This is a genomic window from Agrobacterium vacciniicorymbosi (genome assembly GCF_040427045.1).
Taxonomy (GTDB): domain Bacteria; phylum Pseudomonadota; class Alphaproteobacteria; order Rhizobiales; family Rhizobiaceae; genus Agrobacterium.
The window spans coordinates 307,628-326,856 of sequence record NZ_JBETMF010000001.1 but is presented as its reverse complement, the minus strand read 5'-3'; the positions used below and the strand labels follow the sequence as shown (position 1 = coordinate 326,856).

Here is a 19,229-nt window from a genome sequence, read left to right as displayed (position 1 = left end):
CATATGATGAAATTGATTGGCGTCGTTGGTTTAGCAATTCTGGTTCTTATGCCCCTTCATGCTTCAGCCACTGAAAACCGTATAGATCGCATCCGACCCGATGCCCCTAAACTGGCGCCCTATGGCAGCTATCCGGTTGGCGTGCGAACGATTACGGCGCTCAATCCGGACCAGATAGATGTCGTCAATATCCAGCCCGGAAAGCCGCTTCCCCGTTACGACCGCAAGCTGGTTCTGGAGGTCTGGTATCCGGCCAAAAATGCAGGGCAGGGTGGAGACTACAGAGTCTTCCTGCGCGACGGGAAGACCGAGGTTTCCATTGCAGGGCAGGCGCAGAGAGATGCCGAACCGCGCAAGGAAGATGGCAAAACATTTCCGCTGATCATCATCTCACACGGCTATCCCGGCAACCGCTATCTGATGAGCCCGCTTGCAGAAAATCTGGCGAGCAAGGGTTATGTCGTCGCCTCCATCGACCATACCGACAGCACCTATAACGACCAGCGCGCCTTCGGCAGCACATTGGTCAACCGCCCGCTTGATCAGCGCTTTGCCTTGCAGGAGATGGCACGGCTAAGCGATGCGAAGGATGGCTTCCTGTCCGGCCTCGTCGATGTCTCGGAAACCGGCCTGATTGGCTATTCCATGGGTGGATATGGCGCGGTCGTCACCGCTGGTGCTGGCGTCTCTGCAAAAGCAGTTACAGCGGACTGGAGCGCAAAGGGAGGCGCGTTCGCGATCCATCAGGCTGGATCGAAAGAGCATGCTGACCTTTTCGACCCACGCTTCAAGGCCATCATCGCCATCGCCCCATGGGGCATGCAGCGCGAGATGTGGGATGCGCAGGGGCTTTCGGAAGTCAAGGTTCCGGTCCTCTTCATGGCCGGTAGTGCCGACGATGTTTCGGATTACCAGAAAGGCATACGCCGGATTTTCGAAGGCAGGATGCCGGTTGACCGTTACCTGCTGACCTTCGCCGATGCCAACCACAATACGGCAGCCACCATGCCAGCGCCGGTGGAAAGCTGGGCCTTCAACAACGACCTGGGCTTCGCGCCGTTCGAACATTACGCCGATCCGGTCTGGGACACGGTGCGCATGAACAACATCGCCCAACATTTCTCAACGGCCTGGTTCGATCTCAAACTGAAGAACGATCAGAGCAAAGCAGCGTATCTCGATCTGGTCGAGGATTCGGACAAGGGCGTGTGGGCCGCCAACAAGGATGGCAGCCTGAAATCGGAGCATAGCTATTGGAAAGGCTTTGCCAACCGCACCGCCAAGGGCTTGCGGCTGGAACACCGCAAGCCAGACTGATGCCGCGTATCACCCAAGACGCTCCGCATGCCATTTCAGGTGGTCGTCCATGAAGGTCGAGATGAAATAATAGGAGTGGTCATAACGCTCGTGCATGCGAAGTGTCAGCGCGATGTCCGTTTCCTTGATCGCTTCTTCGAACAGCCATGGGCGTAAGCCCTTTTCGAGGAAGTTGTCCGCCTTGCCCTGATCGATCAGGAATTCCGGGAAGCGCGCGCCATCTTCCACCAGCGAGCAGGCGTCGTATTGACGCCACGCGGCCTTGTCTTCGCCCAGATATTTCTCGAAGGCAGGTTCGGACCAGTCAGCGGAGGAGGGCGCGACGATTGGGGCGAAGGCTGAGCAGCTCTTGAAGCGATCCGGGTTCTTCAGCGCAATCGTCATGGCTCCGTGGCCACCCATCGAATGGCCGAAAATACCCTGGCGGTTCAGATCCGCCCGGAACTGCTCCGCGATCAGCGCCGGTAATTCCTCCGTGATGTAGCTATACATCTGATAGTGCTCAGCCCAGGGCTCCTGCGTGGCGTTGAGATAGAAGCCAGCGCCCTTTCCCATCTGCCAGTTGGTCAACTCATCAGCCACATCATTGCCGCGCGGACTGGTATCGGGGCAGACTACGATCAAACCAAGCTCCGACGCCATGCGGCGATATTCGCCTTTATCCATGACATTGGCATGGGTGCAGGTCAGACCGGAGAGATACCACAAAACCGGGCAGGGCTCCTTGATTGCTTTCGGTGGCACATAGACGGCAAAGGTCATCTCGCAATTCGTGACGTCTGAATCATGCGCAAAAACGCCCTGCATGCCGCCAAAGGCGGAGTTTTGAGAGATGATTTTCATGAAGCTATTCCTTGTATGAAGACTGCATTCAGCCCGCCAGTGACACGGCGGCGTTGACAGCCGCTGCGACGAGAACGGTGTTGAAAAAGAACGAGACGATGGAGTGCAGCAGCACCACCTTGCGCATAGAGGTCGTGGTAACGGCGACATCAGACGTCTGTGCAGTCATGCCGATGACGACGGAGAAGTAGAGGAACTCATAAATTCCCGGATCATCCGTATTCGGAAAATCCATTCCGCCACGCGGCTGCTTCTTCTCATGCGCTTTGGAAGGCCTCCAGAACAGATGGGCGTAATGGATCGCCGTCATCGTATGAATGGTCAGCCAGCCGAAAAAGACCGATAAAAACGCAAGAGCGAGCGACCACACGGTTTCACCCGCGGAGTGATTGAGCGCAATGAACAGGGATGCGACCGACACGCTGACCGCCAGAAAGGTGATGGCGATGATGGCGATTGCCGGCAGATCGTCGCTGTCGGCATGCGCCTTCATATGTGCGGCGGTGAGGCGAGGGAGGTGGAAACAGATGATCGCGAGATAGGTCAGGAAGAACGCGATGGCTGCGCCTTCCACCGCCAGAGACGGTATAATGACGAGTAGCCCCACCAGCACCAGTGCACTGAGCGCAACAGCGATCAGAAACGGCCGATGCCTGGAGTAATTGCTGACCTTCTGCTGCGGTGTTTTCATGAATATGTCTCCAACCCGGCCTATTTTTTGACCCGACGGCACATGCGGTCAAGCGTTTCCAGAAATTGCGAGCGGTCACGCGGTGAGAAAGCAGCGTTATAGCCCTTGCTTTCACCGGTTTCCCGCAGATGCGCACCGAGATCACGCATGGCCGTTGCCATGCCGATATTGCTTTTATCGAAGATGCGCCCGGTCGGTCCCGTTACCTGCGCGCCATTGGCAACGCATCGCCCCGCCAGAGGAACGTCGGCGGTGATGACGATATCGTCTTCACCTGCATGTTCCGCAATCCAGTCATCGGCAGCATCGAACGACGCAGAAACGATGACGTTCTTCACCATCGGATCGCGCGAAGGCCGTAGCCCGGAATTGGCAACGAATGTCACCTCCAGCCCATGGCGCTCAGCTACCTTCAAAATCTCCGGCTTTACCGGGCACGCATCGGCATCAACATAAATCTGCGGCATCAACACTTCTTCTCAAACAAACTCACACAGTCTTTTAGAAGCGCAGCCTCAATTTCCCAAGAGCAATTTGCGTGAACGACTACGTAGCCGCTTGCACTGCCGCGGCGTCGCTGCGCAAAGCCACTTCCGCCACCACAAGCGCGGTGATGCCCGCAGCGAAAAAGCCCACTGATAGATATACGACCGTCCCATCATAAAGCTGGCCGAAAACAAGGGCGAAGAGCGTCGAAACGAGGCTCGATCCCGAGGCGATGATGGACGCGCCGAAGCCGGCGATCTGCCCGAGTGATTGCATGGCCAAGGCATTCAGATTGCCGAACAGCAGACCCATTGTGAAAAAGGTGATGAAGAGCATCGCGAGAAAGACGGGAAAGGGCAGGTGGTTTCCATAAGCGATGGAGGCGATCATCATCACGAAGGTAACACTTGCCAGACCGACGAAGGCACCGCGCGCCATCGCCTCCATGCCAAAGCGCTGAACGAGCCTCGCATTCATGAAGAAGGCCAGCGCCATGGAAATGGCGAGCCCGGCAAAATAGAAGGGCAGGGTCTCTGCAACGCCATAGGCATCATAAAAGATGTCGGCAGCCGTGCTGAGATAGAGCAGTTGCGCGCCGAAGACGAGGCCACTCGCCACAAACAGCAACGTCACGCGGCGGTTGGAAAGGATGCGAAGGCCATTGGCCACAAGCAGACGCGGGCGAAATGGAATGCGCCGCGCAGCAGGCAACGTTTCCGGATGCCGAACGGCCAGCCAAAGGCCGAGAGCAAGAGCGATCACCAGATAGGCGGCGAAAACACTGCGCCATCCCGCAATGGAAATCAGCCCTTGCGCCAGCGCTGGCGCAATCATCGGCACCAGAATGAAGAGGGTGAACATGAAGGACATGACCCGCGCCATAGCATTGCCTTCAAACTGATCACGGATCATGGCGCGCGTCGCGATCTTCGGGCCGGACACACCGATGCCCTGTAGAAAGCGCCCGACAATGACCATCTCCAGAGAATTCGCCAGCATCGCGATGACGGTGCCACAGAGGTAGATGCCGAGCCCGAACAGAAGCGCACGCTTCCGTCCAATCGCATCGGATATCGGCCCCAGCAACAACTCGCCAAATGCCATGCCAAAGATGAACAGCGAAATGACGTGCTGGGTGGAGAGCGGCGGTGGCGTGCCGAGTTCTGCTCCAATTGCGCGTAAGCCGGGCAACAGGGCGTCGATGCTAAGCGAGGTCAAGGACGTGAGGAGTGCGTAGAGGACGAGGCGTTCGCGAAATTGCATGGAGATGAAACGAGCCATTGTAGAAAAGGATCAGAACAACCTATATGAAATGCGTAAGGCCACAATGGTTTGATATCATTGAAACTTCTGAATACTCAGCTTTATTGTATTCAAGCTGCCGAGCAGATCACCGAACGATCAGAAAAATATCGCCGACTTTGCGCCGAGGCTTCAGAACCGCTTCGATTTCCACGCCGTTATCACCATGGAAGACTTCAAACGACCTTTGGTTCTGCAGACCCATCCGCGATCGACCAGATACACACGAGCAGTCCTCAGGACACTGAACGACCATCGTGCCAAGCTCACCATCTTGCTGTCGCTTGAGTGTGATGGAAAGTTTGATACGAGGCTCAGCGTTGGAAATCACATCACACTCTTCATTCACCCGGCGCATGGCCGTTCCTAAAAAGGGGGCAGCGGCGCCATCAAGGATGATTGCTGCCTGAATATGACGGATCCCGGCATTTTCTGTCTGAGCGAAGGTGGGCGACGCCGATCCCAAGACAAGTAGAAGCATCAGTTGAATAAGTCGGCGGCGGCTCATTACGGTGGCCCTTGGTCCATTTCTGACGCCATCTGCGTCAACATGGCTGATGTTACATGCGGCAATTACGATGTAGTGATCTCAGCAGTAGCGTAACGTCATGGCTGGAAATATTCAAAAATGTCAGACTGGGTAGATTGGTTTCCGATTGTCTTCTTTCCGTTGAAGATACTCGTACTGGGCACGGGCATGTTCTTCTCCATCAAGTGGCACTACGATCAAGGGAAGAAGAAGAAGTAATGAGACCAGCGGACTGTAGGCGTCCAACGTCCGTTGGCATCAACGCAGCAGTCATGGGAGAAGGGTGTCGCATTTCTATCCGGCCCAACTGTCGCATTACTAAATGGGCGCTACACACAAAGATCGCATAAGATAGATTATGGAACTTTTATAGATGATGATGTGACGGAATCCTAGTGGAGATGGCGGCCTTTAATCAAACGAAATCAAAATCATCCGTTCAACTCCTCAACCAACCTATATCTCTCCCGATGCCTCTCTACGTCGGATTTCCAACTCTTCGCTGTAGCGTCTTAGCGTATGGCTTTCTGTCAGCAAACCTACGGGACGGTTTTCAATTTTGTCGTTTACCACCGCCAGAGCTTCGCTTTCCGTGGCGTCGAAGGATGCTGCGGCCTGGCGGGCGTTCATGGTTGGAAGAAGCACGTCGGTCTTGTAGCGCAGATAGGTTTCGAGGCTGATCGTTTTGGAATCGCGTTCCATGGGATCGGCGTAGATTTCTGGCACCAGAATGATGCCGGCATAACGGCCGTCGTCGTGGGTCATGATGACGCGTTGGGTTGAGCCGAGTGGGAATTTTTCCTTGAAGGCTGCAAGGCCGATGCTGACCGGTTCCTTGCGGATGTCGGCGCGCATCATTTTTCCCACGGTCAGGTCGCGGATCCAGCCGATGTCATGGGCGCTGCGGATGCTTTCGCCGCGCAAATGGAAGCGCCATGTCGCGAAGGAATAGCCGAAGGTCGTTCGGACCACCAGCGACGTCGTCATTACGGCTGCGAGAACCAGCACGGTGATCTGGAAGTCGCCTGTGAGCTCCAGCGCCAGGAAAGTCATGGTCAAAGGCCCGCCGATAATGGCCGCTGCGAAGGCGCTCATGCCGATCACGGCATAGACGATGGGCTGGGTATCGCCGTAGCCGATATAGGGCGCGCAGATCGCGAAGATCTTGCCAAGCAGCGATCCCATGAACAAGGACGCGAAGAACAGGCCGCCACGAAAGCTGGAGCCGATAGAGATCGCGCTGGCTGCGGCTTTAAGAATGAAGATGCCCGCCAATCCGGCAATCGTCATGTTTGCATCGAGATTGAGATGCAATGCGCCGTGGCCACTGGATAGAACCTGCGGTGAAATCAGTGCCAAAACGCCGACTGCAATGCCGCCGATGGCAGGCCTCAACCAAATCGGGATTTTGCTTTTCCGCGCGGTTTCCTCAATGAAAGACACCGCCTGCATGAGGACAATGCCAACGCCAGCGCAGACGGCACCGAGAAAGATCGCTGGCACATAATCCGGTGGCGTGACTTCGCTGGAGCCGAATATATCGATGCTGAGACCATGCTGGGACAACAGTCCCGTGACGATGGTTGCGACAAGTGCGGAGACGATCAGAGGTGCGAGCGTGACAATGGTATAGGTGCCGATGATGAGTTCGATGGCGTAGAATGCGCCTGTCAACGGAGCGTTGAAGGCAGCGGCAATTGCGCCTGCGGCGCCGCAGCCAACGAGGATACGCATGTCCCCTCGCCGCAGTTTCAGCTTCACGCCCAGCTTGGATGCGACGCCACTGGCCACCTGCGTATAGCCAGCTTCGAGCCCGACAGACGCGCCGAAACCGTTGGATACGATGTTTTGCAGGCAGACGATGACACTATCGGTCAAGGACAGACGCCCGCCATGCAGGGCATTTGCCTCGATGGGGTCGATCATCGGCTTTTTTCGCGTTTTGGAGATGACGAAAATGATGATGCCGAGAACGACGCCACCCGCCAGTGGCCCCAGCAAAACGATCCAGCCCGAGAGATCGCTGCTGCTCAAGCGTTCAACGTCAAAGATGAGAACATGTAGCGCGGTGGTTATGGCGCCGATCAGGACCACAAAAAGGCCCGAGGCAATTCCGACGAAGAACGCCAGAATGACAAGTGCGATTTCACCACGTCGGAAAATTGCGCGCAGGCGGCTCGAGCGCAGATTGTCGAAGAAGCTTGCCATACTGGGCGCACGGAACGGCTTGGTCGACATGATTTCTCCTCCGGCAGTCCGCTTAAGCTTTCAGGTCAGAACGCCTCAGCCGACATATCGATTTCAAACCGCATCTGGTCGTAACCCGGCTCGACGTGATCGGGCGTCTCACCCATGACTATGTCATAATCCAGAGGCGTGTGCATGTGTGTGAGGATCGCCCGTTTGGGTGCCAACCTCTCGATCCAGCCCATAGACTGTTCCATGGAAAGATGGCTGGGGTGGAAACGATATTGCAGCGTATCGATAATGAGCATATCGAGCCCACTCAAACTGGCGATGGCCTGTGCCGGAAAATCGCTGACATCGGTGCAGTAGGCCACATCGCCGATGCGAAATCCCAGCGAATGGGTGTCGCCATGCTGTTGCAGATGCGGCTTGAATGAGATGGTTCCGCCTGCCCCACTGATTGCGATCTCGGCTTCCATATCGTCTATGAGATGCGGCTCGACGATGGGCGGATAATTGCTGCCCGGCGGCGTCTCAAGGCAATAGGGAAAGCCATCGCGAATGCGCTGCATCGTCACCGGGTCGGCATAAACAGGAATGCGAACTCGGCTGGAAATGAAATATCCGCGCAGATCATCGATACCATGCAGATGGTCGGCATGGGCGTGGGTATAAAGAACCGCATCGATATGCGCGACTTTTGCGGCAATCAGCTGCGCACGCAAATCCGGCCCGGTATCGATGACGACGGTCGTTACACCGCCATCCGGGGCGAATTGCTCGACCATGAAGGCGGCACGGGTGCGTTGGTTCTTCGGGTTATCAGGATTACAGGCACCCCAGTCGCCGTTGATACGCGGCACGCCGGGCGATGAGCCGCAACCGAGTATCGTGAACCGACGCCGAAAGCCTGCCACTGCCTACACCTTCGTCATTTTCGAAAAGCAGCGAAACGCGTTTTCGGTGGTGATCTCTGCCATCCGATCATAGGCAATGCCGTGAACCTCGGCCAGAACTTCTGCCGTGTTGACGACGTAAGAAGGCTCGTTGCGTTTTCCGCGCCAGCGCTTCGGCGCCAGATAAGGTGCATCGGTTTCCACCAGCAGCCGATCCAACGGAACGGTTGCCGCGATATCGCGGATATCCTGCGATTTCGGGAAGGTCAGAATGCCTGAAAAAGAGACGTAACCGCCAAGCTCCACGCCAACTTCTGCCAGTTCAGGCCCAGCCGAAAAGCAATGCAGAATGAAGGGGAAGGCTCCCTTCCCGCTTTCCTCGCGCAGAATCGCAATCATGTCGTCATCAGCACTGCGGCTGTGAATAACGAGCGGCAGCTTCGTGATACGAGCAGCCTCGATATGACGTCGCAGGCCAGTTTTCTGGTCTTCCGGCTTTTGCGTATCGTAGAAGTAATCCAGACCCGCCTCGCCGATTGCCACGATCTTGTCATGGCTGTTGGCCAGCCGCACCAGATCGTCAGCCATGATATCGAGTTCTTCATCTGCATTGTTCGGATGCGTGCCGACCGAGCAGAAGACCGAGGGATATTTTTCCGCGATCTTCAGCAGTTCGCCCAAGCGGGCAACGCGGGTGGAGATCGTCACCATCTGCGCAACGCCAGATGCGTGAGCGCGCCCGATGATATCTTCGCGCTCCGCATCGAAATCGGCGAAATCCAGATGGCAATGGGTATCGATCAGCATCTGTCTTTAAGCCTCTGGCGCCACGTAACGTGGGAAGACCGGCTTCGGTGCCTCGAGCGGCGTTCCCGGCACCAGACGACCAGCCTCACCCAACGCCGTGAAATCGCGCTTGTCCGCAGGCGCGGCCACCAGATCGAGCAGCTTTTCGCAAGAACCCGGCATGAAAGGCTGAAGCAGAATGCCGATCTGGCGCACCACTTCCGCAGTCACGTAGAGAACTGTGCCCATCCGCTCCGGATCGGTTTTCTTCAGCGCCCACGGTTCTTGGCCTGCGAAGTAGCGGTCGGTTTCCGAAACGACGGCGATGATGGCGGCCAGCGCCTTGTGGATCATCTGCTTGCCCATCTCGTCGCGGCATGTTGCCAGCAATGCATCGGCCGCAGCCAGCATGGCCTTGTCTTCTTCCGTATAGGCGCCGGGTGTTGGAACCTGCCCATCGCAGTTTTTGACGATCATGGATAGCGAGCGGCTGGCAAGGTTGCCGATACCGTTTGCCAGATCGGCATTGATGCGGATGCCGATGCCGTCTTCACTATAGCTGCCGTCCTGTCCAAAGGACACTTCGCGCAGGAAGAAGTAGCGCACCTGATCCAGCCCGAAATGGTTCACCAGATTGACGGGATCGACCACGTTGCCCAGCGACTTCGACATCTTCTCGCCCTTGTTGAGCAGGAAGCCATGCGCATAAACCCGCTTGGGCAGCGGCAGGCCGGCGCTCATCAGGAAGGCAGGCCAGTAGACCGCGTGGAAGCGGATGATGTCCTTGCCGATGATATGAACATCAGCGGGCCAGTATTTCGCGCGCGGGCCGTTCTTGTCTTCGATATAGCCCGTCGCGGTGATGTAGTTGGTCAGCGCATCGACCCACACATACATCACGTGCTTGGGATCATTGGGAACCTTGATGCCCCAATCAAAGGTGGTGCGCGAAACCGAGAGATCCTTAAGGCCAGACTTGACGAAGGACATGATCTCATTGCGGCGCTCGGCCGGACCAATGAAGTCAGGGTTTTCTTCGTAAAGCTTCAGCAGCTTGTCCTGATATTCGGACAGCTTGAAGAAATAGCTTTCTTCCTCGACCCATTCGACCGGCGTGCCCTGCGGCCCGTAGCGAACGCCATCGGCACGCACTTCCGTTTCGTCCTCGGCATAATAGGCCTCGTCACGCACGGAGTACCAGCCGGCATAGCTGTCCTTATAGATGTCGCCGCTATCGGCCATCAGGTTCCAGATGTTACGCGACGTCTCGTGGTGACGCTCTTCCGTGGTGCGGATGAAATCGTCATTGGAGGCGTTGAGCAGCTTGCCCATTTCGCGGAACTGGTCGGAATTACGCTGCGCCAGCTCTTCCGGCGCAATGCCTTCGGCGCGCGCCGTCTGCTGCATTTTCTGGCCGTGTTCGTCCGTGCCTGTCAGGAAGAAGACGTCCTTGCCATCCAGACGCTGAAAACGCGCCATGGCATCCGTTGCGATCAGTTCATAGGCATGGCCGATATGCGGCTTGCCGTTGGGATAGGAAATCGCTGTGGTGATGTAGAAAGGTGTCTTGTCTGTCATGACGCTCGATCGGCTTTACGGTCTGTTTTTGAGATAGACCGCTCTTAGCCTATTGTTCGCACAAGCGAAAGCAAAAGCGTGCTCGATCATAATTTCGGCGCAGCACCCAGATTTGCACGGTCACACAAGCAAAAGAACTCTCGGAACAAAAAAAGTGAACGCTTCGTGGAAAATTGGATGCCATTGTTGATCAAGGGGTCGCTGAACTGAATGCCAGAAAAACGAGAATGAATGGCCATCGTCATCTTCTGTCACATGGGTCCAAGTATCCGGCAACGAGGAGTTACGGTATGCGAAAAAATGCCATGGAACACGCTCAATTCCAATCTCTTGGGTACCAATGAAAATCATTGATGATCGAACGCGTAAGCCACTTTCCTCGAAAAGTTCTCGTTCTGCTGCTTCCTGAGATTTCTCACCTTTTTCAATCGTTCCTTTTACAAACTGTCTTCCGGCTGAAGGATGAGTAAAAGTGAGCACTTCCAATCCATCCTCCGATTTTCTAAAAACAACGGGGCAAACTTTCTCCATATTTGTTCTTCCGAGGTTTGTAGGAAACCTTACGTCAAACCGAGCGCATGTCTTCCAGAATGGAAAGTACCATCTGCTTCTTGTCCAGATTATAGGCCTGCGCGATGGTGATGCGCTCTGACAGCGAAGACGACAGGCGCGCATGACGCTCGGCTGCGTTGATATCCCCCGCCATAGCCGCCGCCCTCGCCCGGTCCATCAGGGCTTCGGTGGCATGTTCCATGAAGAAGCCTAGAACGATATCGCCATCCTTCTGGGCCAGAACATCGGCCAGCTTGTGCATCTGCTTGCGGGCGGAGGGTCCGGTCGCGGCCATGACTTCACCGAAGACATCCACAATGTCAGCGCCGCCGTAATTCAACAGCTTCAGCGCCTGCGAAACGCTGCCCTTCGAGGCTTCCAGAAGCGTATCGCGCTTTTCGGCAGACATGCTCAGCCCAAGGTTCTGCAGCGCAAGCTCCATATCTTGGTTCTGCAAGGGCAGCAGACGAAGCGGCATGCAGCGGGAGCGGATTGTGGGCAAAAGCTTGCCCGGCGCGTGTGATAACACCAAAAACATCGCCCGTTTTGGCGGTTCTTCCAGTATCTTCAAAATCGCGTTGGCGGCGTTGCGGTTCAGGTCATCGGCGGGATCGATGATGACGATGCGCCAGTTGCCGGTGCCGGAGGTCTGCGAGAAGAAATGCCCTGCTCTGCGCACCTCATCCACCGTGATCGCGGATTTGACCTTGCCGGTCTTTTCATCGACCGGGCGTGTCAGATGCAGCAGATTATGCGATGCGCCGGAGGAAATCTGGCGGCTGACCATGGAATCCTGATCGGGATCGGCCATTGTTTCCGGTGCCTGCGAAGGCTCCGGGTTAGACAGAACATGGTTGGCAAAGCGGAAGGCCAGTGTCGCCTTGCCGATACCTTCCGCTCCTTCGATGAGAATGGCGTGATGGCCCTTTCCGGAGCGGTAGGATTGCGCCAGAAACTGCTCCGCCTCGTCATGGCCAAACAGCTTGGTGTTTTCCTGCGGCGGAATCGCACCGTCCAGAACGCCCTGTACGTCGCTCATTCCGCGACTTCCGAAAGGCTGGCCATCTTGGCAAGCAGAGGCTCCACGAAGGAGAGAACGTCTTCCGTTACCTGGGTCTGAGGCTGATCCGCGTTGACGATGCGGCAACGACGCGGCTCGTTGAGAGCAATGTCGAGATAGGCCTCGCGGCGCTTCTCGTGTGTCTCAAGCTCTTCTTTTTCGAAGCGGTCAGGTGTGGCACCCTCGTCCGCTCTCTTGCGCGCACGGGCAAGGCCCGCGGCGGCTGGGATATCAAAGATCAGCGTCATATCCGGCATAGTGCCATCGATGGCGATGCGCTGAAGGGTTTCGATGAATTCCGGTTCCAGATTGCCCGTTGTGCCCTGATAGACGCGGGACGAATCGAGAAAACGGTCGCACAGAACCACGGCACCTTTTTCCAGAGCCGGGCGAATGACTTCCTCGACATGATCATTGCGCGCAGCGGCAAAAAGCATCGCTTCCATACGCACGCCGAAGGGTTCTGCCGCGCCGGACAAAAGCACATGCCGGACGGCCTCCGCACCCGGCGACCCGCCCGGCTCCCGTGTTACCACGACATCCAGCCCGCGCGCGCGCAAGGTTTCCGCCAACAGGCGAATCTGGGTGGATTTGCCAGCGCCCTCGCCGCCTTCAAAGCTGATGAACAATCCGTTGTTTTCGGGCAAAATCTCTTCCTGACTTCAGGTTTACGCCAGTCCGTGTTTAACGCATATCAGCGCGTTGCGAAACCTCAGGCGCTACAACCAAAAGAACAATAGTTCTTTCAGTGCGCCCGCCGCATTTTGCGTCAGCGTACCTTTTTCCACCGCCGCCGTGGTGTAAAGCGGCACTTCGCGCAGCAGTTTTTCGCCGGAATAAATCTTCAGCGTCGCGGCGTTGTAATCGGCCGCCAGCGGCGCATTCAGCGGCCAGTTATAGACGATGCGACCGGACAGGCGATCTGGGTTGTTGATCGGGACCAGTACACTCACGGCTTCATGCACGGTCAAATCCACGGCAGATGTCGCACCGCCATAGATGCCAATATTTCCGACCGTCTCGTTCTTCTGGAACAGATTGCGTTTCTCAAACGCCGTCAGGCCCCATTCCACCACCCGACGTGCTTCTTCCTGCCGGGTCTTGTCGTCAGGCAGACCGGCAAGCGCCAGATAAATGCGGCGGCCGTCGCGTTCGGCAGAGACGACGGCAGAAAAGCCGTGGCCTTCTGCAAAGCCTAGCCCCAAGCCATCGATGCCATTGCCGAGAAGCGAGTTCTTGTTGCGCTGAAAAATACGGTTCCACTCGAAATCCGGCTTGCTGAACAGGCTGTAGCGTTCTCCGAATGTCTCATGAATATGCTTGGCCAGCACGACCATTTCTTTGGCCGTCGTGTTGCTGACCTGATCCGGCAGTCCGGTGGAATTGGCAAAGGAGCTGTCGCTCATGCCCAGTTCCGCCGCCCTCGCCGTCATGCGCTTGGCGAAGGCTGGGTCGGAGCCAGCCATGCCCTCTGCAATGATAAGGCAGCCGTCATTGGCGTTCTGAACGATGATACCCGTCAGCAGATCATTGATGCTGACCGAGGATTTGAGCGCCGCAAACATGGTGGATGTGCGGGACGGCGCTCCACCGGTGCGCCAGGCATATTCGGAAACCGGATAAGCAGTTTCTGCGCTCACCTGCCCTTTGGAAAGCGCATCCGAAATCACCTCCACCGTCATAAGCTTGGCGAGGGACGCAGGCGGAAACTGCGTGTTTTCATTGACGGCCAGCAGAACTGTGCCGGTTTCGGCATCGATCATATAGGCCTGCTGGGCTTTGGTCGCCAGAGGGCCGGATTGCGCCTGCGCAACAGAAATGCCAGCGCCGATACAGGCCGCAGCAAGAAGCGCAATGCGAAGATGTCGGTTGATTGTATCGCGCATGAAAACGCCAGCCCGCCGTCCTGTGGTGTTAAGCCCGCGCCTCACGACGTCAGCGATGCTACGCCGATGAGGGCATGCACATCGAGAATCGCTACGCAGTTACGGAGAGTATGCGCAAGACTGCAGCAAAGGGCAAAGATCAGCGACCCTTGCCCTGCTTGTTTTTCACGAAATTGAGGATGGACTGCTCGGTCAACTGACCGCGCTTGACGAGAACCGTATCGAAAGCGCTTGCGGCCTTGGAGACGGGCGCCTCTTCCGAATAGGCAGAGGCAAAGCGGGCCGATGGTGTCGGCGCGCGCAGGAAATTGCCTTCCGGGCGCTCAACGATGAAAGGACCGATTTCCGGCAGGATCACGAACTGCTCAGCGCCCTGCCCCATAACGGGTGCCGGACCATTGACCAGCGGCATGGCCTGCAATGCAGCGTTTTTCTTGGTCCCAGCCATGGCCATCTGGGCGGAACCGCCATAGGCCGGGCTCTGCGGGATCGGAATATTCGTCGCCGAAGCGGATGCGACCATCACGCCCGTTGCGATCTGACCTTCAGGATTGATACCCGGGTTGCGGGAACCCTTGGGTGAATAGGACGCCATCAAATAGGGCATGTCGTGGCCGTCAAGCGGTGCGCGGCCAACATATTGCACCCGCACATTGGCGGTGCCTGTTGCCTTCATATCCAGCAGATCAGCCGTCTTGCTTGACACGTCGATCAGGCGGCCTTCGTGGAAAGGTCCGCGGTCATTGACGCGGACGATGACGGAAGAACCGTTGTTGAGATTGGTAACGCGGGCATAGCTGGGCAGCGGAAAGGTGGGGTGCGCGGCAGAAAGATGTTCCTTGTCGTAGGCCTCGCCATTGGCGGTCAGACGACCGTGGAACGCGGAGCCGTACCAGGATGCAAGGCCGGACTTGTCGTAATTCTGTTCTTCCTTGGGGAAATAGCGACGACCCTTGACGGTGTAAGCATTACCAACAAGAAAACGCCCGCCGCCCTTGGGAATGTTTGCGCCATCGGCAACACGCGGGCTTGCCTTCACGCCATATTCCGACTCGGAAAAATATTCCTTGCTGCGCTTCGGTTTTGTTTCGGTTTTCGACGTGGTCGAACAGGATGCGGTCGCTGCGCACAGAACGGCAATGCCGAGCCACTTCGCGCTCACACCGACTTTCTTAACCGTAGAGTTCAAATCCTATGCCCCGTGCTGCTGCTGGGTCGCCTTTGCGACAACCCCTCTCTCGCCTCGATTGTCATGCCCCTGACACCGAAGCACCTAACAGGCCCTTAATCTTGCCCGTAACATGGCAAAAATGCGAACGGCACATACGAATTCGATAAAATTGTAATGAACGTGGTTAGCCATTGGTTAATGCGCAACGCGCCCAAACCATGCCGAAATGCCCGCACAGACGGATTGACGGGATAGGCCAAACAGTTATAAAGCCACGCTTAAGACGGATGGGTGTCCGAGTGGTTTAAGGAACCGGTCTTGAAAACCGGCGTGCGTGAGAGCGTACCGTGGGTTCGAATCCCACCCCATCTGCCAGCGTCTTGAGAGCGTCGAACACCGCCGTTCGCTCTCCTAATCCCCTAACTTACCACGTCCTCTGCCCCATGTTCGCCATTGCGATCGGTATTGGGAAACCCGTTACAAAAACGGCCTGATCGCCATTTCGCATCCCAACACGAGAAGGCTGACGAGGAACCAACGGCGGAAGGTTGTTGGGCTGATGCGGTGGCGTACGCATTGGCCTACCCACATGCCCGCAAGTGCTGGAAGAATGGCTACAGTCGAGATGGCGAGATTGCCGGACTGAAACGCGCCGTGACTTCCAAGTCCAACGGCTAGCGCGATTGTCGAGACGGTGAAGGAAAGGCCAAGCGCTTGAACCAGCTCTTCTTTTTTGAGGCCTAGCGCCTGAAGATATGGCACGGCAGGAATGACGAATACGCCCGTTGCGCCAGTGACGATGCCGGTAATCGCCCCGATGAGCGGCGAGAGCCAGGGCTCCAGATTGTCCGCGATGATGAGCTGTCGGGCGAGTAAAGTATAGGCAGCATAGACGACGAGTGCCACGCCGAGCAGCGCAGTCGTGATGCCCGTATCGCCACGCGCGATCCCTGCCGAGCCCAGCACCGTTCCCGCCACGATCGCCAGCATCATCGGCCAAAATCGACGCAAGAGCTTGTCGAAATTCGGCCCTGACAGCAACTGCCAGACATTGGTCACGAAGGATGGAACGAGCAGCAGACTTGCGGCAGCTAGCGGTGAAATGAGCGCTCCCAAAATACCCATTGCCACCGTTGGCAGGCCCATGCCGCTGACGCCTTTAACGAGACCAGCGACGAAAAATGTTGCAAATATTGCGGTGAGCAGAGGAGCTGAAAAATCTGACATGCCCTTTTGAATATCGCCTTTCAGACGGCAAACAATGCGGATGTGCCGAGCGGGAACTTCGGCTATGCCGAAGGCTGGATGTGAAAGGTTCGATGAAATGCGCTTCGACTTGACCGATCTTCGCCTTTTTGTTGCCGTAGTTGATGCTGGCAGCATCACCCATGGCGCGAGCGATGCTGGCCTGTCCCTGCCCGCTGCCAGCGAAAGGCTACAGGATATGGAGGCCGCAGGCGAAGTCCTACTGCTCCATCGCGGGCGACGAGGTGTGATTCCCACCGAAGCTGGCGAAGCACTGGCCCACCATGCGCGCACTATCCTGCACCAAATAGCACAGATGCGCGGCGAACTCGGGCGTTATGCCAAGGGCATGCGTGCGACGGTGCGCATTCTCGCCAACACAGCTGCCATGACCGAGTTTTTGCCACAACGCCTTGCTCCCTGGATGGCTGCCAACCCGCAAATCGACATAGACCTTCAGGAGCGACAGAGTACCGATATCGCCCGCAGTGTCTCCACGGGCTCAGCGGAGATCGGCATACTCTCCAGTGCGGCGGAAACGGACGGTCTTACATTGAAGCCATTCGCCGTCGACAGGCTGGTTGCCGTCTTCACTCAGGACCATGTCTTTACGCAGAAACCATCCCTTCGCTTTGCCGATCTGTTGGGCGAGCATTTCGTCGCGCTGACGGATGGTGCTTTGCAGCAGCATCTCGATATGCAGGCTGCCCGCCTCGGCGCGAAGCTCAAGGTCCGAGTGGCACTTCGCAATTTCGATGGCATCTGCCGCATGGCAGGCGCGGGAATCGGTGTCGGCATCGTGCCGGAAACAGCTGCGCGTCGCTTCAAGCGGTCTACGCGAGTGGCCATGATGCGGCTTCAGGACGATTGGGCAACCCGAAAATTGTCTGTCTGCGTCCGTAAGGAGGCTGAACTGACCGCACCGGCAAGAAGCCTGCTGGATCATCTGGCCAAACCCGGTCGATAAGGCTCACATCAGACGCCAAAATGGTTTGAGACTTTTGCGCATGCATTTATAACGACCGCAACTGACGATTCTCTAAGGGCTTTTGATAATGTGGATTGAAGTGACAGCGGCAAGTAACAACCAGAAATTCGCCATCAACTTTGACCATGTGACCCAAATATCGCCGCTTGTTCAGGGCGCCCTTATCCTGCGCGCAGGAAATGAGCGCGTACAGGTCATGGAGAGCTACGATTATCTCGTCGCGCGCCTGCACGCCGCCGCTGTGAAGTAAGTCATATACCGGCGAAGACCGCTGCGAGCGCCAGCGCCGCAGGCACGGACTGAATGAACAGAATCCTCTTGTTTGCGGTGATGCCACCAAAAACGCCTGCGACGAAAACGCAGGTGAGGAAGAAGATGGCAAAGGTCCGGTCGTGCATCACGCCGAAGATCAGGCCGGCTGCGAGAAAGCCGTTATAGAGACCCTGATTTGCGGCCAGAACCTTGCTGGCTTCCGCAAACTCCGGCGAGAGCTTGAAGGCTTTGCGACCCGCAGGTTTGGTCCACAGCGCTGTTTGCAGAACGAGAATGTAAAGATGCAAAAGGGCAATCAATAAAATCAGTGTGTTGGCAATCATGCTGCGCCCTCCCAGACAAAGTGATGAGATGATGCGGCGTTTCAAACGCGCGCATCACCCCAAGAATCAGGGCTTCAGCAGTACCTTGCCCACCTTACCTGAAGCTAGCGATGCTTTGATCGCCTGGGAAATGTCGGCCAAATCATAAATGCCATCGACGGGCAGGCGAATCGTCTCATTGGCCACATGCTGGATCAGCTCGCCGATCAGGCGGCGGCGCTCATCCGCTGGCATGGAGCCGATGACCGTGCTGCCCCAGAACCCCTTGATCGTCAGCTGCTTGAAAATCACCGGACCGGAAGGAATCTGCATCGCCTCCCCGGTCATGCTGCCGAAGGAAACGAGGAGGCCGTTTTCACCCAGAAGCTCGACAATATCCTTGCTGGCATTGCCGCCAATGGAATCGACACCAGCGCGGATTGGGTTATCGCCCGTGAGCCCACGAACCTTGTCTTTCCAGTCCTTCGCAGCTGTCGAAATACCGTTGACGATGCCAAGCTCGGCCAGCTCAGCGACACCTGCATCGCGTCGAACAAGATTGATGACATTGATGCCGCGCGCCTGCGCCAGCATGGCAACTGCCTTGCCAACAGCGCCATTGGCCGTGTTCTGGACCATCCAGTCATTTTCTTTGACGCCGAGAAATTCCAGCAATGTAATGGCGCTGAAGGGCATGGCGATGAGTTGAGCCGCAGCCTCATCCGAAATCGCAGCCGGAACAGGCACCACGCCGTCCGCAGCCGCCAGAAAATATTCGGCCCATGAACCATGGACGCCAGCGGCGGTCACGCGTTTCCCCAGCAAGCTGGAATCGGCCCCCTCACCCAACGCGTCGACGATGCCAACGGCCTCGCTGCCACCGATGGCGCCGGGCAGTGGTGGCTTGTATCCGTAGCTTCCCCGCACAGTCCAGATATCGTGGTTGTGGATGGGCGAGAGGATTGTGCGGATGCGAACCTGCCCCTTGCCCGGCTGTGGAACGGGTGCGTCCTTCAATTGAAGCACGTCTTCCGGTTCACCGAAAATATCGTGGGATGCGCTGCGCATGGAATGATCCTCGTCGTGAAAATTGCTGATGCGCCAGCGTTTCGAAACAATAAGGCATTGATATGAATT

At 56.7% G+C, this 19,229-nt stretch carries 20 protein-coding genes and 1 tRNA gene; 4 read left to right on the top strand and 17 right to left on the bottom strand.

All coding sequences use genetic code 11. From position 1 onward, the window contains the following. Positions 1 to 6: 6 nt before the first annotated feature. Positions 7 to 1,317 (top strand): alpha/beta hydrolase family protein, encoded by a 1,311-nt coding sequence (locus ABUK73_RS01680; protein WP_353575763.1) that lies wholly within the window; start codon positions 7 to 9, stop codon positions 1,315 to 1,317. A gap of 9 nt (positions 1,318 to 1,326) precedes the next feature. Here ABUK73_RS01680 and fghA read toward each other — a convergent pair whose 3' ends face one another. The 14 genes from fghA to ABUK73_RS01610 form a co-directional block, all read right to left on the bottom strand. Next, a complete protein-coding gene (gene fghA, locus ABUK73_RS01675; protein ID WP_353575762.1) occupies positions 1,327 to 2,160 on the bottom strand; it encodes an S-formylglutathione hydrolase in 834 nt (277 codons plus the stop codon). 28 nt (positions 2,161 to 2,188) lie between these two features. Beyond that, the gene (locus tag ABUK73_RS01670) at positions 2,189 to 2,851 is read right to left on the bottom strand and encodes a DUF1345 domain-containing protein (RefSeq protein ID WP_353575761.1); all 663 of its coding nucleotides are present in this window, start codon (positions 2,849 to 2,851) and stop codon (positions 2,189 to 2,191) included. 20 nt (positions 2,852 to 2,871) lie between these two features. Further along, complete coding sequence (locus ABUK73_RS01665; protein WP_113088199.1) at positions 2,872 to 3,318, bottom strand: YaiI/YqxD family protein; 447 nt, start codon at positions 3,316 to 3,318, stop codon at positions 2,872 to 2,874. A 79-nt stretch (positions 3,319 to 3,397) separates the two neighbouring features. Then, positions 3,398 to 4,618: a multidrug effflux MFS transporter gene (locus ABUK73_RS01660; RefSeq protein ID WP_353575760.1), complete on the bottom strand. Its 1,221-nt coding sequence runs from the start codon at positions 4,616 to 4,618 to the stop codon at positions 3,398 to 3,400. A gap of 109 nt (positions 4,619 to 4,727) precedes the next feature. Next, entirely contained in the window at positions 4,728 to 5,147 is a 420-nt protein-coding gene (locus ABUK73_RS01655; RefSeq protein WP_353575759.1) for a hypothetical protein, read from the bottom strand. A gap of 477 nt (positions 5,148 to 5,624) precedes the next feature. Continuing rightward, complete coding sequence (locus tag ABUK73_RS01650; RefSeq protein ID WP_353575758.1) at positions 5,625 to 7,406, bottom strand: chloride channel protein; 1,782 nt, start codon at positions 7,404 to 7,406, stop codon at positions 5,625 to 5,627. A 35-nt stretch (positions 7,407 to 7,441) separates the two neighbouring features. Beyond that, positions 7,442 to 8,272: an MBL fold metallo-hydrolase gene (locus ABUK73_RS01645; RefSeq protein ID WP_353575757.1), complete on the bottom strand. Its 831-nt coding sequence runs from the start codon at positions 8,270 to 8,272 to the stop codon at positions 7,442 to 7,444. 3 nt (positions 8,273 to 8,275) lie between these two features. Beyond that, positions 8,276 to 9,058, bottom strand: a complete 783-nt coding sequence (locus ABUK73_RS01640) for a TatD family hydrolase (RefSeq protein ID WP_353575756.1) — start codon at positions 9,056 to 9,058, stop codon at positions 8,276 to 8,278. A 6-nt stretch (positions 9,059 to 9,064) separates the two neighbouring features. Further along, the gene (metG, locus tag ABUK73_RS01635; protein WP_353575755.1) at positions 9,065 to 10,615 is read right to left on the bottom strand and encodes a methionine--tRNA ligase; all 1,551 of its coding nucleotides are present in this window, start codon (positions 10,613 to 10,615) and stop codon (positions 9,065 to 9,067) included. A gap of 120 nt (positions 10,616 to 10,735) precedes the next feature. Continuing rightward, positions 10,736 to 11,095, bottom strand: coding sequence for an NUDIX domain-containing protein (locus ABUK73_RS01630; RefSeq protein ID WP_353575997.1), 360 nt, complete (start codon positions 11,093 to 11,095; stop codon positions 10,736 to 10,738). A gap of 85 nt (positions 11,096 to 11,180) precedes the next feature. Further along, the gene (locus ABUK73_RS01625; RefSeq protein WP_353575754.1) at positions 11,181 to 12,206 is read right to left on the bottom strand and encodes a DNA polymerase III subunit delta'; all 1,026 of its coding nucleotides are present in this window, start codon (positions 12,204 to 12,206) and stop codon (positions 11,181 to 11,183) included. Further along, positions 12,203 to 12,874, bottom strand: coding sequence for a dTMP kinase (gene tmk, locus ABUK73_RS01620; RefSeq protein WP_353575753.1), 672 nt, complete (start codon positions 12,872 to 12,874; stop codon positions 12,203 to 12,205). The genes ABUK73_RS01625 and tmk overlap by 4 nt, the downstream gene beginning before the upstream one ends. A 72-nt stretch (positions 12,875 to 12,946) precedes the next feature. Further along, on the bottom strand, positions 12,947 to 14,113 hold the full coding sequence (locus tag ABUK73_RS01615; RefSeq protein ID WP_353575752.1) for a D-alanyl-D-alanine carboxypeptidase family protein: 1,167 nt from the start codon (positions 14,111 to 14,113) through the stop codon (positions 12,947 to 12,949). A gap of 139 nt (positions 14,114 to 14,252) precedes the next feature. Further along, positions 14,253 to 15,302 (bottom strand): septal ring lytic transglycosylase RlpA family protein, encoded by a 1,050-nt coding sequence (locus ABUK73_RS01610; RefSeq protein WP_353575751.1) that lies wholly within the window; start codon positions 15,300 to 15,302, stop codon positions 14,253 to 14,255. A gap of 267 nt (positions 15,303 to 15,569) precedes the next feature. On the opposite strand from ABUK73_RS01610, the gene ABUK73_RS01605 reads away from it, so the two are divergent. Then, positions 15,570 to 15,659: transfer RNA gene (locus ABUK73_RS01605), tRNA-Ser, on the top strand. A gap of 102 nt (positions 15,660 to 15,761) precedes the next feature. Here the strand turns inward: ABUK73_RS01605 and ABUK73_RS01600 are convergent. Then, on the bottom strand, positions 15,762 to 16,511 hold the full coding sequence (locus ABUK73_RS01600) for a sulfite exporter TauE/SafE family protein (RefSeq protein WP_353575750.1): 750 nt from the start codon (positions 16,509 to 16,511) through the stop codon (positions 15,762 to 15,764). Positions 16,512 to 16,608: 97 nt separating this feature from the next. Here ABUK73_RS01600 and ABUK73_RS01595 point away from each other — a divergent pair, with 97 nt between their 5' ends. After that, the gene (locus ABUK73_RS01595; protein WP_353575996.1) at positions 16,609 to 17,496 is read left to right on the top strand and encodes a LysR family transcriptional regulator; all 888 of its coding nucleotides are present in this window, start codon (positions 16,609 to 16,611) and stop codon (positions 17,494 to 17,496) included. Between the two features lie 88 nt (positions 17,497 to 17,584). After that, positions 17,585 to 17,767 carry a hypothetical protein gene (locus ABUK73_RS01590; protein ID WP_113088214.1) on the top strand — a complete coding sequence of 61 codons (183 nt, stop codon included), beginning with the start codon at positions 17,585 to 17,587 and terminating at the stop codon, positions 17,765 to 17,767. Between the two features lies 1 nt (position 17,768). On the opposite strand, the gene ABUK73_RS01585 is transcribed toward ABUK73_RS01590, so the two are convergent. Together ABUK73_RS01585 and ABUK73_RS01580 are read right to left on the bottom strand one after the other, a co-directional pair. After that, positions 17,769 to 18,113, bottom strand: a complete 345-nt coding sequence (locus ABUK73_RS01585) for a DUF1304 domain-containing protein (RefSeq protein ID WP_353575749.1) — start codon at positions 18,111 to 18,113, stop codon at positions 17,769 to 17,771. 66 nt (positions 18,114 to 18,179) lie between these two features. After that, complete coding sequence (locus ABUK73_RS01580) at positions 18,180 to 19,160, bottom strand: zinc-binding dehydrogenase (RefSeq protein ID WP_353575748.1); 981 nt, start codon at positions 19,158 to 19,160, stop codon at positions 18,180 to 18,182. Positions 19,161 to 19,229 lie beyond the last annotated feature (69 nt).